Origin of the sequence: Exiguobacterium sp. s132 (assembly GCF_018617235.1) — a bacterium.
GTDB classification, from domain to species: Bacteria; Bacillota; Bacilli; order Exiguobacteriales; family Exiguobacteriaceae; genus Exiguobacterium; species Exiguobacterium profundum.
The window spans coordinates 39,442-53,487 of sequence record NZ_JACSJU010000006.1; the positions used below are offsets into that span (position 1 = coordinate 39,442).

At 49.1% G+C, this 14,046-nt stretch carries 14 protein-coding genes and 1 other annotated feature; all 14 genes read right to left on the reverse strand.

The annotated features are described in order from the left end of the window. Positions 1-2: 2 nt before the first annotated feature. The 14 genes from KNO78_RS14915 to KNO78_RS14980 all read right to left on the reverse strand — a co-directional run bounded on the left by KNO78_RS14915 (position 3) and on the right by KNO78_RS14980 (position 13,854). Entirely contained in the window at positions 3-542 is a 540-nt protein-coding gene (locus tag KNO78_RS14915; RefSeq protein WP_159563155.1) for an NYN domain-containing protein, read from the reverse strand. Further along, positions 539-1,288 (reverse strand): 23S rRNA (guanosine(2251)-2'-O)-methyltransferase RlmB, encoded by a 750-nt coding sequence (gene rlmB, locus KNO78_RS14920; protein WP_031421850.1) that lies wholly within the window; start codon positions 1,286-1,288, stop codon positions 539-541. The genes KNO78_RS14915 and rlmB overlap by 4 nt, the downstream gene beginning before the upstream one ends. 109 nt (positions 1,289-1,397) lie before the next feature. Beyond that, positions 1,398-1,802 carry a Mini-ribonuclease 3 gene (locus KNO78_RS14925; protein ID WP_074035355.1) on the reverse strand — a complete coding sequence of 135 codons (405 nt, stop codon included), beginning with the start codon at positions 1,800-1,802 and terminating at the stop codon, positions 1,398-1,400. Continuing rightward, positions 1,799-3,196 carry a cysteine--tRNA ligase gene (gene cysS, locus KNO78_RS14930; protein ID WP_159563156.1) on the reverse strand — a complete coding sequence of 466 codons (1,398 nt, stop codon included), beginning with the start codon at positions 3,194-3,196 and terminating at the stop codon, positions 1,799-1,801. The genes KNO78_RS14925 and cysS overlap by 4 nt, the downstream gene beginning before the upstream one ends. After that, positions 3,165-3,854, reverse strand: coding sequence for a serine O-acetyltransferase (gene cysE / locus KNO78_RS14935; RefSeq protein WP_214691673.1), 690 nt, complete (start codon positions 3,852-3,854; stop codon positions 3,165-3,167). Before cysE ends, cysS begins: the two co-directional genes overlap by 32 nt. 51 nt (positions 3,855-3,905) lie before the next feature. Further along, positions 3,906-4,113 (reverse strand) — a binding site (T-box leader). Further along, positions 4,113-5,570: a glutamate--tRNA ligase gene (gene gltX / locus KNO78_RS14940; RefSeq protein WP_208606723.1), complete on the reverse strand. Its 1,458-nt coding sequence runs from the start codon at positions 5,568-5,570 to the stop codon at positions 4,113-4,115. Its footprint overlaps the feature before it by 1 nt. Before the next feature lie 45 nt (positions 5,571-5,615). Then, complete coding sequence (ispF, locus tag KNO78_RS14945; RefSeq protein ID WP_012727701.1) at positions 5,616-6,089, reverse strand: 2-C-methyl-D-erythritol 2,4-cyclodiphosphate synthase; 474 nt, start codon at positions 6,087-6,089, stop codon at positions 5,616-5,618. Continuing rightward, positions 6,086-6,766 (reverse strand): 2-C-methyl-D-erythritol 4-phosphate cytidylyltransferase, encoded by a 681-nt coding sequence (gene ispD, locus KNO78_RS14950; RefSeq protein ID WP_012727702.1) that lies wholly within the window; start codon positions 6,764-6,766, stop codon positions 6,086-6,088. The genes ispF and ispD overlap by 4 nt, the downstream gene beginning before the upstream one ends. 56 nt (positions 6,767-6,822) lie before the next feature. Next, the gene (locus tag KNO78_RS14955; protein WP_214691674.1) at positions 6,823-7,887 is read right to left on the reverse strand and encodes a PIN/TRAM domain-containing protein; all 1,065 of its coding nucleotides are present in this window, start codon (positions 7,885-7,887) and stop codon (positions 6,823-6,825) included. 114 nt (positions 7,888-8,001) lie between these two features. Continuing rightward, entirely contained in the window at positions 8,002-9,378 is a 1,377-nt protein-coding gene (radA, locus tag KNO78_RS14960; RefSeq protein ID WP_012727704.1) for a DNA repair protein RadA, read from the reverse strand. A gap of 56 nt (positions 9,379-9,434) precedes the next feature. Next, complete coding sequence (locus KNO78_RS14965; protein WP_012727705.1) at positions 9,435-11,870, reverse strand: ATP-dependent Clp protease ATP-binding subunit; 2,436 nt, start codon at positions 11,868-11,870, stop codon at positions 9,435-9,437. Positions 11,871-11,894: 24 nt separating this feature from the next. Further along, the gene (locus KNO78_RS14970) at positions 11,895-12,938 is read right to left on the reverse strand and encodes a protein arginine kinase (RefSeq protein WP_214691675.1); all 1,044 of its coding nucleotides are present in this window, start codon (positions 12,936-12,938) and stop codon (positions 11,895-11,897) included. Next, on the reverse strand, positions 12,938-13,372 hold the full coding sequence (locus KNO78_RS14975) for a UvrB/UvrC motif-containing protein (protein ID WP_214691676.1): 435 nt from the start codon (positions 13,370-13,372) through the stop codon (positions 12,938-12,940). Before KNO78_RS14975 ends, KNO78_RS14970 begins: the two co-directional genes overlap by 1 nt. 5 nt (positions 13,373-13,377) lie before the next feature. Continuing rightward, positions 13,378-13,854 (reverse strand): CtsR family transcriptional regulator, encoded by a 477-nt coding sequence (locus KNO78_RS14980; RefSeq protein ID WP_012727708.1) that lies wholly within the window; start codon positions 13,852-13,854, stop codon positions 13,378-13,380. Positions 13,855-14,046 lie beyond the last annotated feature (192 nt).

Consider the following 14,046-nt stretch of genomic DNA (forward strand, 5'->3'; position numbering starts at 1 on the left):
TTTCAATCACCTTTTGATTTGCGACGTCGCATTTCTTCAAACTTTGCTTGAATATGTGGTGGAATATCAATCGTCTTCCGATTTGCTTGTTCTTTCTCTAGCGACACGCGCTGTTGCTCAATCAGTGTTTTCGCATGCTTCCAATCTTTCAACAGTTCGGTTGCCGGAACGCGCAATGCGCCTTGACCAAAGATGACCCACTGCTCCGTGAAATCGTTCGTCGCAACGAATAATGTAATGAGCCGGTCATCCACTAATTCATGGGCACGCCGCTCAATCCATTCGTCCGCTGTCTCATTTTCTTTCGTATAGACAACGTCGACCCGACTCCGCTTCTCTTTGGATTCACGACCATAGCGCATGTGGGCGTCAAACACGATGGTGACCTCTTTGCCGGACGCAGCCTGATATTCTGCCATCGCCTCAATCAACAGATTGCGTGCTTGTTCAAAATCTACATCGCGGAGACTTCTCAAGTGAGGCCACGCGCCGATGATATTATATCCGTCGACAAGAAGGAGCTCGCGCTTCAGGATACTCATGCCAATGGATGACGTGAGCGATGCACCTCATACAGGAGGAGCGCCGCTGCAACAGATGCATTGAGTGACGTGACATGACCGACCATCGGTAAATGAACAAGGAAGTCGCACGATTCGCGCACGAGTCGGCTCATCCCCTTGCCCTCACTTCCAATGACCACAACAAGTGGCATATTTCCATCCAATCGACGATAGTCCTGACTTTCTTTCGCATCGGTCCCGACAACCCACAATCCTTTTTCCTTCAACTCTTCAAGTGTCCGTGTCAAGTTCGTCACACGCGCCACCGGAATATGCTCAATGGCCCCGGTCGAGGCTTTGGCAACCGTTTGAGTCAAACCGACCGAGCGACGTTTCGGAATGATGATTCCATGTGCGCCAACGGCATCGGCGGTCCGTAGAATCGAACCGAGATTGTGCGGGTCTTCGAGCTCATCTAGCAAAATGAAGAGCGGTGTCTCCTCTTTCGAAGCTGCGAGAGCGAACATGTCTTCGACTGTTTTGTATTCATAAGCCGCAACCGCCGCAACGACTCCTTGGTGATGTTCACTGCCAGCCATCTTCTCAAGTTTCGTTTTTGGGACGAATGACACTTGGACCGATGCTTCGTTCGCCATCGCGATGATTTGAGCGAGTGGTCCCTTTTGCTGACCTTCCATAATGAATACTTTATTCATATCACGACCACTTCGCAGTGCCTCGAGTACCGGGTTACGACCGTAAAGGAAGTCAATCCCTTCCTCCATCACATCGACTTCCTTATAGTCAGGGCGTTCTGCCTTTTGGCGACGCGTGCGATCTGGTCGTTCCCCACGAGGGCGGTCAAACGTTCGTTTCTCCGCTCCCCGATTTCCGTCATGTCGTTTCGGTCGACTCGGCTTCGAGTCGTTCGAACGCTTGTTTGATGAGTTCTTCAAGACGATCCCTTCTTTCTGTCAAATAGATATACCCAATCAGTGCCTCAAACGCCGTGGAATAACGATACGTGTGCACATCGACCCGTTTCGGAACCGATCCTGATTTCGCATTCTTTCCACGTCTGACGACAGCCTGTTCCTCTTCCGTCAACGCATCCGTCTCTAACCAAAATGTCACGACGCTCGCCTGCGCCCGTGCATTGACGTAGCGGACCGCGCCCCGGTGCAAGTCATTCGGGCGCGTCAATCCTTTCTCGAGCAGGCGTCTCCGTACAGCCATTTCGTATACCACGTCTCCCATGTAGGCGAGCGCAAGGGCATTCATTTGTTTCGGTTGCATCATAACCGCTTCCACCGAACCCCTTGGGCCGTGTCTTCGAGTTGGATGCTTTGTTCTTTTAGTAAATCACGAATCTCGTCAGCCCGGGCAAAATTACGTGCCGCCCGTGCGTCGTTCCGTTCTTGAATCAATTGGTCGATCTCGGCATCCAATAGTTCTTTTTCTTCTGCCAACGTCAAGCCGAGGACACCCGTCAATTCATCAAATAGCGACAGGACCTGTTCTAGCGTCGCTTTTGCCACATGATCGGCCTTCGCATAAATGTTCGCTTCCCGTGCCAAGTCAAAGAGGACGGTCACGGCGTTGGCCGTATTGATATCATCATCCATTGATTCGATGAAAGACGCTTTGATGGATTCAAGCTTCCGTTCCATCGACTCGCTCGCCTCTCCAAGTCCAGCCGTTACCGACAAGCGATATTCAATATTTTGATAAGCTTCCTTGATTCGGCTCCAGCCGTTCGCCGCTTGTTCAATCAATTCTCGGCTATAGTTGATCGGATGACGATAATGCACAGACAACATGAAGAAGCGCAGGACCATCGGGTCGACTTCTTTCAACGCCTCATGGACGAGGAGGAAGTTTCCGAGCGACTTAGACATCTTCTCATTTTCAATGTTAATGAAGCCGTTATGCAACCAATAGTTGGCGAACTTCGCATGGTTGCAAGCTTCTGACTGAGCAATCTCGTTCTCGTGGTGTGGGAATTTCAAATCATGCCCGCCCGCGTGAATATCAATTGTTGTCCCGAGATGTTTTTTCGCCATCGCCGAGCATTCGATATGCCAGCCCGGACGTCCTTTGCCCCACGGACTATCCCATGATGGTTCATCCGGTTTAGCCGCTTTCCATAAGACGAAGTCGAGCGGGTCTTCTTTCTTCTCCCCGACATCGACACGTGACCCGGCCCGCAAATCTTCAATCGATTGCTGACTCAATTTTCCGTAAGTCTCAAACTTCTTCGTCCGGAAATACACGTCTCCTTCTGATTCATAAGCGAACCCTTCCGTCTCTAATTGACGAATGAATTCGATGATTTCTACCATCGTATCGGTAACACGCGGATGCACGTCTGCCGGTTGAACGTTAAGTGCCCCTGTATCTGCTAAATACGCCTCGATATAGCGATTCGTCAGCGTCTCCGTGTCTTCTCCTAATTCATTCGCCGTACGAATGATCTTGTCATCCACGTCTGTGAAGTTCAAGACGTATTTGACCTCGTACCCACGATACGTCAAGTAGCGACGAACCGTATCGAAGGCGATCGCCGGACGGGCGTTTCCGACATGAATGTAGTTGTAAACGGTCGGACCGCATACGTACATCGATACTTTACCCGGAACAATCGGGACAAACGGTTCTTTTTTATTCGTGAGACTGTTGTACAGCTGAATCATGTGTCTTCTCCTCCATCCACTTTTCAAGCGTTGCTAATTTTTGTTGTAGTTCATCCACTGCCGCTTCTAAGCGTTCTTGGCATTCGCGGTCCGGATCTGGGAAACGATGATCTAGATCATGTTGCTTCACACGCTTACCGTTTCGGATGACGACACGACCTGGAATTCCGACCACGGTCGAATCAGACGGCACATCGTTCAATACGACCGAGCTCGCTCCGATTTTGACGCAATCGCCGACCGTGATGTTACCAAGTACTTTCGCCCCCGCTGAAATAAGCACGTCACTCCCGATTGTCGGGTGACGCTTCCCTTTCTCTTTCCCCGTTCCACCCAGGGTGACGCCTTGATAGATAGTAACGTCATTCCCGATAATCGCCGTCTCACCGATGACGACACCGAAACCGTGATCGATGAACACGCGGTCCCCAAGCACCGCCCCCGGATGAATTTCAATCCCGGTCAACCAACGACTGAATTGGGCTAATAATTTGGCCACCAGTTTCATGTTACGTTTCCATAATCCGTGCGCGATGCGATGTGCCCATATGGCGTGAAGGCCTGGGTAAGTCAGTGCCACTTCTACTTTCGAACGAGCGGCAGGGTCTAGTTCCAGGACAGTCCGCAAGTCTTCGCGTACACTGCTCCAAAATCCCATAATCGATATCTCCTTTTCTTATACAAAAACAAAGACGCCCCTGTGCCAAGGCACAGAGACGCCGTAAGCGCGGTTCCACTCTGTTTGGGAAAATGCGTTCCCCTCTCAAGTCTCGTTAACGCCGAGTCACGGCCTCGACTACATATCGCCGAGACGGCTCCGAGGTGCACTTCTTCGGGGGACACATCTAGAACTCCCAGCCTAGGTTCTAGTCTCTGCAACGTGTCGTACCGCTTACTTTCCTCATCGATGCCTTTATTACGCTAATAAAGTTGTCAGACGCTTCAACACACGCTCTTTTCCGATTAACGAAATGGCGTTCGGGAGTTCTGGTCCATGTGTTTGCCCTGTCGTCGCGACACGGATCGGCATGAACAAGTTCTTCCCTTTTTGACCGGTCGCTTTTTGCGTCGCTTTCGTCGCCGCTTTAATCGCTTCCGGTGTGAAGTCTTCGATTGCTTCGAGCTGCTGTTTGAACTCTGCAAGAACAGCAGGTACCGTTTCACCTGAAAGGACAGCGTTCGCTTCCTCGTCATACTCGATTTCATCTTTGAAGAACAAGTCTGTCAACGCGACGATTTCTGCTCCGTGCGTCATTTGTTCTTTATACAATGCAATCAAGTTTGTCGCCCAATCCGCTTCCTCAATAGATACCGCCTCGGGTAATCGTCCTGCTTCTTGTAAGAATGGTAAACTGAGTGCCACCACTTCGTCAAGCGTGGCCTTCTTCATGTATACACTGTTGATCCAAGAAAGTTTTTGTTGGTCAAAAACTGCCGGACTCTTCGACAAACGTTTCGCATCAAACATTTCAATGAACTCTTCTTTCGAGAAGATTTCTTCTTCCCCGACGGGTGACCAGCCAAGGAGCGAAATGAAGTTGAAGAGCGCTGCTGGCAAGTAGCCGAGATCCGCATATTGTTCGATGAACTGAATAATCGATTCGTCCCGTTTTGATAACTTTTTATGTTGGTCGTTGTAGATGAGCGTCATGTGACCGAATTCAGGATAGTCCCAACCAAGTGCGTCATAGATCATCATCTGTTTTGGTGTGTTCGCGATATGGTCGTCCCCGCGCAACACGTGACTGATCTTCATCAAATGGTCGTCCACGACAACTGCGAAGTTGTACGTTGGAATGCCGTCCTGTTTCACGATGACCCAGTCACCGAAATCTTTCGATTCAAACGAGACGTCTCCTTTGACGACATCTGTCCATTTATACGTCACGCCTTCCGGCACACGAATCCGAATAGACGGTTTACGCCCTTCCGCTTCAAACGCTTCACGTTCTTCAACAGTGAGGTTACGGTGCGCACCCGAGTAACGTGGTGCCTCCCCACGTGCGATTTGTGCTTCACGCTCTGCTTCAAGCTCCTCCGAGGTCATGTAGCATTTATAAGCAAGGCCTTTGCTCATCAACTCATTGACGTATTTCTCATAAATCGCAAGACGCTCCATTTGATAATATGGACCGTAGTCTCCGTCACGCCCTGGACCTTCATCCCAGTCGATGCCGAGCCATTCCAAGTATTTCATCTGACTCTCGACACCGTTCAACACATTCCGTTTCTGGTCAGTGTCTTCAATCCGAAGAATCATTTTTCCGCCAGCATGGCGAGCAAATAAGTAGTTAAACAACGCCGTCCGCGCATTTCCGATATGGAGATGCCCCGTCGGACTAGGCGCATAGCGTACACGCACTTCACTCATAATAGTTCCACCTTTCTTCTCTTCTGCCCAAATAGTATACCATTTCTGTCAAGCCCGGTTGAGTAAGATGACCGCTTGCGCCGCAATCCCTTCTTCGCGTCCCGTGAAGCCCAGTTTCTCCGTCGTCGTCGCTTTCACGTTCACCTGCTCGATGTCCGCCTCAAGAAGTTCGGCAATGACCGCGCGCATCTCATCAATGTAAGGACGAAGTTTCGGACGTTGAGCCATGACCGTCGCATCTACATTTCCGAGAACGTAGCCTTGATCTTTCACGAGCTGCCAGACGTGACGAAGCAATACTTTCGAATCTGCATCTTTAAATTCCGGATCCGTATCCGGGAAGTGTTTCCCGATATCACCTGCCGCAATTGCTCCAAGTGCCGCATCCGCAATGGTATGGAGTAACACGTCCGCATCAGAATGACCGAGAAGTCCACGCTCATGTGGGATTTCGATTCCCCCTAAGATTAACGGACGTCCTTCTGCAAATGCGTGTACATCAAAGCCTTGACCAATTCTCATTGTAATTCCTCCTTCGCTAAAATCGCGTCGCCGAACAATAAATCTTCGGGCGTCGTCATTTTGATGTTGTGATAGTCCCCAAGGACCACTTGTACCGATTCGCCGAGCCACTCAAACAAACTGGCATCATCCGTTCCCATCACCTGTTGTTCGACCGCTCGTTCATGTGCCGCCAAAATCGCTTTCGCCTGAAAGGCTTGCGGCGTTTGTGCCAACCATAAGTTTTCACGGGGAACGGTGCGTTCGATGTGATGACGTTGAACTTGTTTGACCGTATCTTTAACGGGTACCGCCAAGATGGCACCACCTTGCAGTGCCGCTTCAGCCACTTGATGCAACTGTTCACGTTTTACAAACGGACGCGCACCGTCATGAATCATCACAATCGTATCGGGTGCAACAACCTTCAGTCCTGCATGGACACTCTGTTGTCGTTCTTCCCCCCCTGCTACGTATGTAACCGGCGTCTTCATCTGTGATGTCATCGCCTCGAACCAGTCACGTTCTTCTGGCCGGATGGCTAACACCATTCGTTCGCACCACGGATCGGTATCGAACGCCTGTAACGTCCAAGCAATAATCGGTTTGTCACGGAGCGTCAGCATCAACTTATTCGCATCCGCACCCATCCGCTTCCCTCTTCCCGCAGCCGGGATGACAACTGTATAAGCTACCATGTTAATACCTCTCTTCGTGAAAAAAAGAGAGCGCTCTCGCGTCTCTTTTTGATCCGTTATTCCGGACGGGCAAAAATCATACGGCCTGCAGACGTTTGTAAGACACTCGTCACAACGACAGGAAGCGTCTTCGAAATCAATTTACGTCCGCCCTCCACGACAACCATTGTCCCATCCTCAAGGTAAGCAACCCCTTGATTCTGCTCTTTTCCTTCTTTAATAACTGTCACGACCATCTCTTCACCAGGAATGACAATCTGTTTGACGGCGTTTGCCAAATCATTGATGTTCAAGACCGGTACATTTCGTACCTCACACACTTTATTTAAGTTGTAGTCATTCGTAACAACAATCCCGTTTTTCAGTTCAGCTAGTTTAATCAATTTGATGTCGACTTCCGGTACGTCTTCGAAGTCTCCATCATAGATTTCAACCTGGATGCGCTTGTTCTCTTGTAGTTCCTTCAAGATGTCCAGTCCACGACGTCCACGATTCCGCTTCAACGTATCCGAGGAGTCGGCGATGTATTGCAGTTCGCCGATGACGAACTGGGGCACAATCAATGTTCCTTCCACGAATCCAGTCGTCGCAATATCCGCGATTCGACCATCGATGATGACGCTCGTGTCTAAAATCTTATCATTCGAGCGTTGGACCGGTTCAGTCGCAGGCTTTTCCCGTTCGCTCTTCACAAATAGTTTGATCCATTCGTTACGCTTCCGATAGCCGACCGCGAAACCAAAGTAACCAAACAGGGCCGTGACAAAAATCGGAACGATTTTACTCAGTAAGAAAATATTCGTGACTTCAAGCGATACACTAATCAAAAAGGCAATCAAGAGCCCGATGATGAGACCGATCGAACCGAATAAGATATCCCCTACCGGTAAACGGACGAGCCGTTCTTCGACAAAACGAATAAATGCAACAACACCATCTGTTAAGAATAAACTAAGAATGAAGAAGATAAGTCCACCAATCAAACTTGCTACGTATGGAATCGTTAACCACTCCGGCACATTCATGCCAAGGTCTGCTAATAAAAGCGTCGCTTCGATGATTCCGAACCAACCCACGACGAGTCCAATCAAAATAAATCCGATTCGTACAGCAATCTTCACTCATTCCACCTCCTTCTATATGAAATAAAATTTCAAAAAATAACACTTTCATTGTAACATGATTTTTTCAATCACGTTCGTTACAAAGCGTTAAAAACTGCCAGTGGCGACCCGTTAGAACGGAATCGCCAACTGGAGTGCTTCGTCCACTGTTCCGACCCCGACGACTTCAATCCCTGCCGGAGCGGTCCATCCCCCCATGTTATTTTTCGGGATGATGGCCCGTGTAAAACCTAGTTTTGCCGCCTCGGCGACACGTTGCTCGATTCGGGAAACCCGTCGCACTTCCCCAGTCAATCCGACCTCACCGATGCAGACATCCGTCGGACGAGTCGGACGATCGCGGAAACTCGAGGCAATCGAGATACAAATCGCAAGGTCAATCGCCGGTTCATCCAGTTTGACGCCACCGGCTGCTTTCAAGTACGCATCCTGCGTCTGAAGCAAGAGACCGGAACGTTTTTCGAGCACGGCCATGAGCAGCGCGACTCGGTTTTGATCAATGCCCGTGGCCATACGTCTCGGGTTCCCGAACGATGTCGGAGAGATGAGTGCTTGGAGTTCCACGAGTACCGTCCGCGTACCTTCCATCGAGGCGACAACGGTCGAACCCGATACGCCAGCCGTGCGTTCCTCCAAGAATATTTCAGATGGATTAAGCACTTCCTCTAGTCCACTCTCTTTCATCTCGAAAATGCCAATCTCGTTCGTCGATCCAAAACGGTTTTTCACCGCCCGTAAAATACGGAACGTATGATGACGCTCCCCTTCAAAATAAAGTACCGCATCGACCATATGTTCAAGTAAGCGCGGGCCGGCAATCGACCCTTGCTTCGTCACGTGACCGACGATGAAGACCGCAATCCCTCGCGTTTTCGCAATTTTCATGAGGGCGGCCGTACATTCTCGAACTTGTGACACGCTCCCTGGCGCCGATTGAATCTCATCCATATATACCGTTTGAATCGAGTCAATGATGACAAATCCAGGTTGCTCCTCATCAATAACCCGTTCAATCATCAACATGTCCGTCTCAGCGAGCACGAACAAGTCATCGGTCGGTAAACCGAGCCGTTCCGCACGAAGTTTTGTCTGTTTGAGAGATTCCTCCCCCGAGATGTATAACACCTTTTTACCACTATGGGCTAAGTGAGCGCTAACCTGTAACAGAATGGTCGACTTCCCGATTCCCGGGTCCCCGCCGACTAAAACGAGTGAACCTGGGACAATCCCACCGCCGAGGACACGGTCAAATTCACGACTATTCGTATGCACGCGTGTCTCTTCTTGTGAGACGACGTTCGCTAAGCGTTCCGGTTTCAATTGTCGCGATGAACTATGCACAAAGGCCGCTCCACGTTTGGCTTTCTTCTCTTCTACAAACTCTTCGACGAGCGTATTCCATTCATTACAACCCGGACAACGCCCCATCCACTTGGCTGATTCATATCCGCACGATTGGCAGACGTATTTCGTTTTAATTTTGGCCATAAGTTCCCTTCCTGTCTAAAAAAAGCTCCCTCTAAACGACGAGGGAGCTGAATGTTTTACTGAACTACACCTTCGTTACGAACGACGAACTCTCCATCTTGTACGTCGAGCGCAACTTTACTGCCTCTAGCGATTGTGCCGCCGAGCATTGCTTCTGAGAGGCGGTCCTCCACTTCCCGTTGAAGGGCACGACGGAGAGGACGAGCCCCGTATTCCGGATCGTAGCCGACATCGGCAATTTTATCGAGTGCCGCATCCGTCAAGCTGAAATCAACACCTTGTTCGGCGAGACGTTTCTTAAGTGTCTCTGCCATAAGTTTGATGATTTCTTGAATGTGCTCTTTTTGAAGTGAATGGAATACCGTGATTTCATCAATCCGGTTCAAGAACTCAGGTCGGAACGCTTTCTTCAATTCCTCGAGTACTTTGTCCTTCATTTCCGTATATTCACGTTTCACATCATCTTCCACTGTGAATCCTACATATTTGTTTCGTTGAAGCGCTGCGGCTCCGACGTTAGACGTCATGATGATGACTGTGTTTCGGAAGTCGACTGTGCGACCTTTCGAATCCGTCAAGCGACCGTCGTCTAACACTTGAAGCAAGATGTTGAATACTTCTGGGTGCGCTTTTTCGATTTCATCGAGTAGGATAACCGAGTAAGGTTTCCGACGCACTTTTTCAGTCAATTGACCGCCTTCTTCGTAACCTACATAACCAGGAGGCGAACCGACGAGACGGCTCGTCGCATGTTTTTCCATGTACTCGGACATGTCGATTCGAATGATGGCATCTTCATCGCCAAACATCGCTTCGGCAACTGCACGGGCGAGCTCTGTTTTCCCGACTCCGGTCGGTCCGAGGAAGATGAATGACCCGATTGGACGTTTCGGATCTTTCAATCCGGCCCGGGCGCGACGGATCGCACGGGAAATTGATTTCACCGCATCGTCTTGACCGATGACACGGTTGTGAAGAATCGATTCGAGTTTGAGGAGACGGTCTGTCTCTTCTTCGGCAATCTTCGTGACCGGTACACCTGTCCAGTTCGCAACAACTTGAGCGATATCTTCTTTCGTCACTTCAAGTTTTTCGTTACCTTGCTTGTTCTGCCATTCTGCTTTCAACTCTTCTAACTCATCGCGTAACTTCTGTTCCGTATCGCGAAGGGAAGCTGCTTTTTCAAACTCTTGGCTTTGTACGGCAGAGTCTTTCTCTTTACGAATCGATTCGAGACGGGATTCCAACTCTTTCAAATTCGGTGGTGCCGTGAATGAGCGAAGTCGTACTTTTGATGCCGCCTCGTCGACGAGGTCGATTGCCTTATCCGGCAAGAAACGATCGGAGATGTAACGGTCTGAAAGGACGACCGCCTCGTGAATCGCCGTATCTGTAATCGTCACACGGTGGTGTGCTTCATAGCGATCGCGTAACCCGAGTAGGATTTGTTCAGCTTCTTCTGTCGTCGGTTCGTTCACTTGAATCGGTTGGAAGCGGCGCTCAAGCGCTGCATCTTTTTCGATGTACTTCCGGTATTCATCTAGTGTAGTCGCCCCGATACATTGAAGTTCACCACGAGCCAATGACGGCTTGAGGATGTTCGACGCATCGATTGCACCTTCTGCACCGCCCGCACCAATCAATGTGTGCAACTCGTCGATGAAGAGAATAACGTTCCCTGCCTGACGAATTTCGTCCATCACTTTTTTCAAGCGATCTTCGAACTCACCACGATATTTTGTACCTGCGACGAGTGTACCCATGTCGAGTACCATGACGCGTTTGTTGCGAAGCGTTTCAGGTACCTCGTTGTTTATGATTTGCTGAGCGAGACCTTCGACGACCGCTGTTTTCCCGACCCCTGGTTCCCCAATTAGAACCGGGTTGTTCTTCGTCCGACGCGACAATACTTCGATGACACGTTGAATTTCGCCTGCACGCCCAATGACTGGATCTAAACGAGACTCGCGTGCTTGTTGTGTCAAATCGCGTGCCAATCCGTCAAGCGTTGGGGTTGCGGCGCTCGCTCCAGGTTGCGAAGCATTTGAAGAAGACTCCGTGTTTCCGAGAAGTTGCAACACTTGTTGGCGTGCTTTCGTCAAACTGATTCCAAGGTTATTGAGTACGCGTGCCGCGACCCCTTCTCCTTCACGAATCAATCCTAGAAGGATGTGTTCCGTTCCGACGTAAGAGTGTCCCAATTTTCGAGCCTCATCCATCGAGAGCTCAATGACCTTCTTCGCACGCGGTGTGTAATGAATCGTCGACCCGTTCTCCGAACCGCGACCAATCAATGATTCTACTTCTTGTTGGATTTTTTCAGAGGTCAATCCGAGGGCGAAGAGCGCTTTTGCCGCAATCCCTTCTCCTTCACGAACCAATCCTAATAAAATATGTTCTGTACCAATATTATGATGGCCAAGACGTACGGCTTCCTCTTGTGCTAAAGCTAATACGCGTTGTGCTCGTTCTGTAAATCGTCCAAACATCATTGACATAACCTCCTTATAGTTGGATCAAACTAAGCCTTGATCTAACGTTCGACGAACAAGTGTCGCTCGTTCTCGATCCCGTTCTTGCGTAGATAATGTTTTCCCGAAATGTTTTTGTAGAAAACCTGATTGTAACCGAACGATGAGTTCATGAAACTTCGGCGGACTCCAATCAGACAAAATTCCTAGGTCACTCGCTAAATGTAAATCAGATAGCCGCTCAATGGCTTCGGTAGAAGAAAGAAGTTTGGCATATCGTAAAATACCATATGACCGATAAAACCGATCCTCTAACTCTTCTTGTCGATGTGCGATGAGCTCTTCACGCGCATGACGTTCTGCTTGAATCACTTGTTCTGTCACTTCCATAAAGTCAGCTAACAGCTGTGATTCATGACTGCCCAATGTCCGCTGATTTGACAGCTGGAACAACCGTCCTGCCGCATCGCTACCTTCTCCGTAACGACCTCGAATCGTATAGCCGAGTTTTCGAAGTTCTCGCAAAATGGGGCTGATTCGACCCGTTAACGTGAGTCCCGGTAAGTGTAACATGACCGAGGCCCGGAGTCCGGTTCCGATATTGCTTGGGCATGTCGTCAAGTAGCCTAACTGTTCGTCAAAGGCGTAGGAGAGTGATTCTGCGCACAATGCGTCTACTTGATTCGCTATTTCAAACGCCTCTTTCACTTGATAACCTGGGAGTAAGGTCTGAATTCGTAAATGATCTTCCTCGTTAATCAACACACTGATGGTTTCATCTTCACTTAAAAAGACTGCACTTTCTTCGTTTGTCGCAACGGCCGGACTAATTAAGTGTTTTTCCATCAACGCCTGCCGGGTGACTTCATCATAATCACGCATATGAAGATATTCAAATCCCTTTAACCCACGTAACCGCCCTTCGAGACGATCACATAGTTGACGTTCTCCTTCTTTAGAAAGGACCGGCGAAAATACAGTGTCTTTGACGTTACGTGCCAGTCGGATTCTTGTGGAGACGACCAGGTCATCCAATTTGGCACGCTCTTTCATTTTTGGACCAAGTGGATGTGTTAGGAACGTTTCCATTAGACATCACCTTGCCCTTCTAATTGCTTCATTTCTTTTTGAATACGTGCTGCTCGTTCATAATCTTCTTGTTCGACAGCGCGGGTCAACTCCCCTGCCAACTTTTCGAGTCGCTCTTCGATTCGTTCATGCGGTGTACGTAACTGGTCAGGGACCGAACCGATGTGATGATCATGTCCTTGTTGATATTGACGTGCGATTTTAATCAGTTCATCACGAAATACGGTATAACACGTAGCACATCCTGCTTTTCGTACACGTAATAAATCTTGCCGCGTCATCTGACAGGTCGGGCAGCGCTTTACGACCGGGACATAGCCCGTCATAAGTTCTACCGTACATTGTCGACATAGGCGTTTTTTTACGGGCACGTCCTGTTCCATGACAACGACTTCATTGATAGCCGGTCGCTGTTTACAACGTTCGCATAGCATACGACTTACCCTCCATTACGATAACGAAGTACTTTCATCAGCGCGAGTAGTTGCTGACGTCGAATATAGGAGCGATCGTCAACTTGTAAGTTCAATGCTTCATCTGATAAGAGATGATAGATCAACTGCGCCTCTTGTTCGTGCATCATCTGTTCTTCAACCAATCGAATCAGCACATTTTCAACGAGCTGTTCGTTCAAACGTGGATGTTCATGAATGACATCCATCAAACTAGAGAGAACATCTTGCTTTTCGTGTAAAATAACGCGTCGAATACGAATATATCCGCCACCGCCACGTTTACTTTCTACTAAATATCCTTTTTCGACGGTAAAACGTGTGTTGATGACGTAATTGATTTGGGATGGGACACATTCGAATCGTTGTGCGATATCTTGACGTTTGATTTCAATTGCGTTTGCCTGACTTTCCTTCAAGACTTGCTTCAAATACTGTTCGATGACATCCGAAATATTTCTCATCTCCACCACCCTCTGACCATCTTTGACTTTTGACTATATTTTATCATTGATTTAAAAAAAGGCAAACGAAAAGCGATGCCTCTATGTCGAGAGCATCGCTAAAACAAAAAAACGACCGAGCGTATGCTCGGTCGTCCTGCGTTGTTGCCTGGCAACGTCCTATCCTCACAGGGGGAGATCCCCCAACTACTT

Excerpts from the sequence above, each read along its gene's own strand:
- radA (WP_012727704.1), bottom strand. The coding sequence starts at position 9,378 with ATGGCCAAAATTAAAACGAAATACGTCTGCCAATCGTGCGGATATGAA.
- KNO78_RS14925 (WP_074035355.1), bottom strand. The coding sequence starts at position 1,802 with ATGATGCAACCGAAACAAATGAATGCCCTTGCGCTCGCCTACATGGGA.
- KNO78_RS14915 (WP_159563155.1), bottom strand. The coding sequence starts at position 542 with ATGAGTATCCTGAAGCGCGAGCTCCTTCTTGTCGACGGATATAATATC.
- cysE (WP_214691673.1), bottom strand. The coding sequence starts at position 3,854 with ATGGGATTTTGGAGCAGTGTACGCGAAGACTTGCGGACTGTCCTGGAA.
- KNO78_RS14965 (WP_012727705.1), bottom strand. The coding sequence starts at position 11,870 with ATGATGTTTGGACGATTTACAGAACGAGCACAACGCGTATTAGCTTTA.
- KNO78_RS14980 (WP_012727708.1), bottom strand. The coding sequence starts at position 13,854 with ATGAGAAATATTTCGGATGTCATCGAACAGTATTTGAAGCAAGTCTTG.
- rlmB (WP_031421850.1), bottom strand. The coding sequence starts at position 1,288 with ATGGAGGAAGGGATTGACTTCCTTTACGGTCGTAACCCGGTACTCGAG.
- cysS (WP_159563156.1), bottom strand. The coding sequence starts at position 3,196 with ATGATTCAGCTGTACAACAGTCTCACGAATAAAAAAGAACCGTTTGTC.
- KNO78_RS14970 (WP_214691675.1), bottom strand. The coding sequence starts at position 12,938 with ATGGAAACGTTCCTAACACATCCACTTGGTCCAAAAATGAAAGAGCGT.
- ispD (WP_012727702.1), bottom strand. The coding sequence starts at position 6,766 with ATGGTAGCTTATACAGTTGTCATCCCGGCTGCGGGAAGAGGGAAGCGG.
- ispF (WP_012727701.1), bottom strand. The coding sequence starts at position 6,089 with ATGAGAATTGGTCAAGGCTTTGATGTACACGCATTTGCAGAAGGACGT.
- KNO78_RS14975 (WP_214691676.1), bottom strand. The coding sequence starts at position 13,372 with ATGCTATGCGAACGTTGTAAACAGCGACCGGCTATCAATGAAGTCGTT.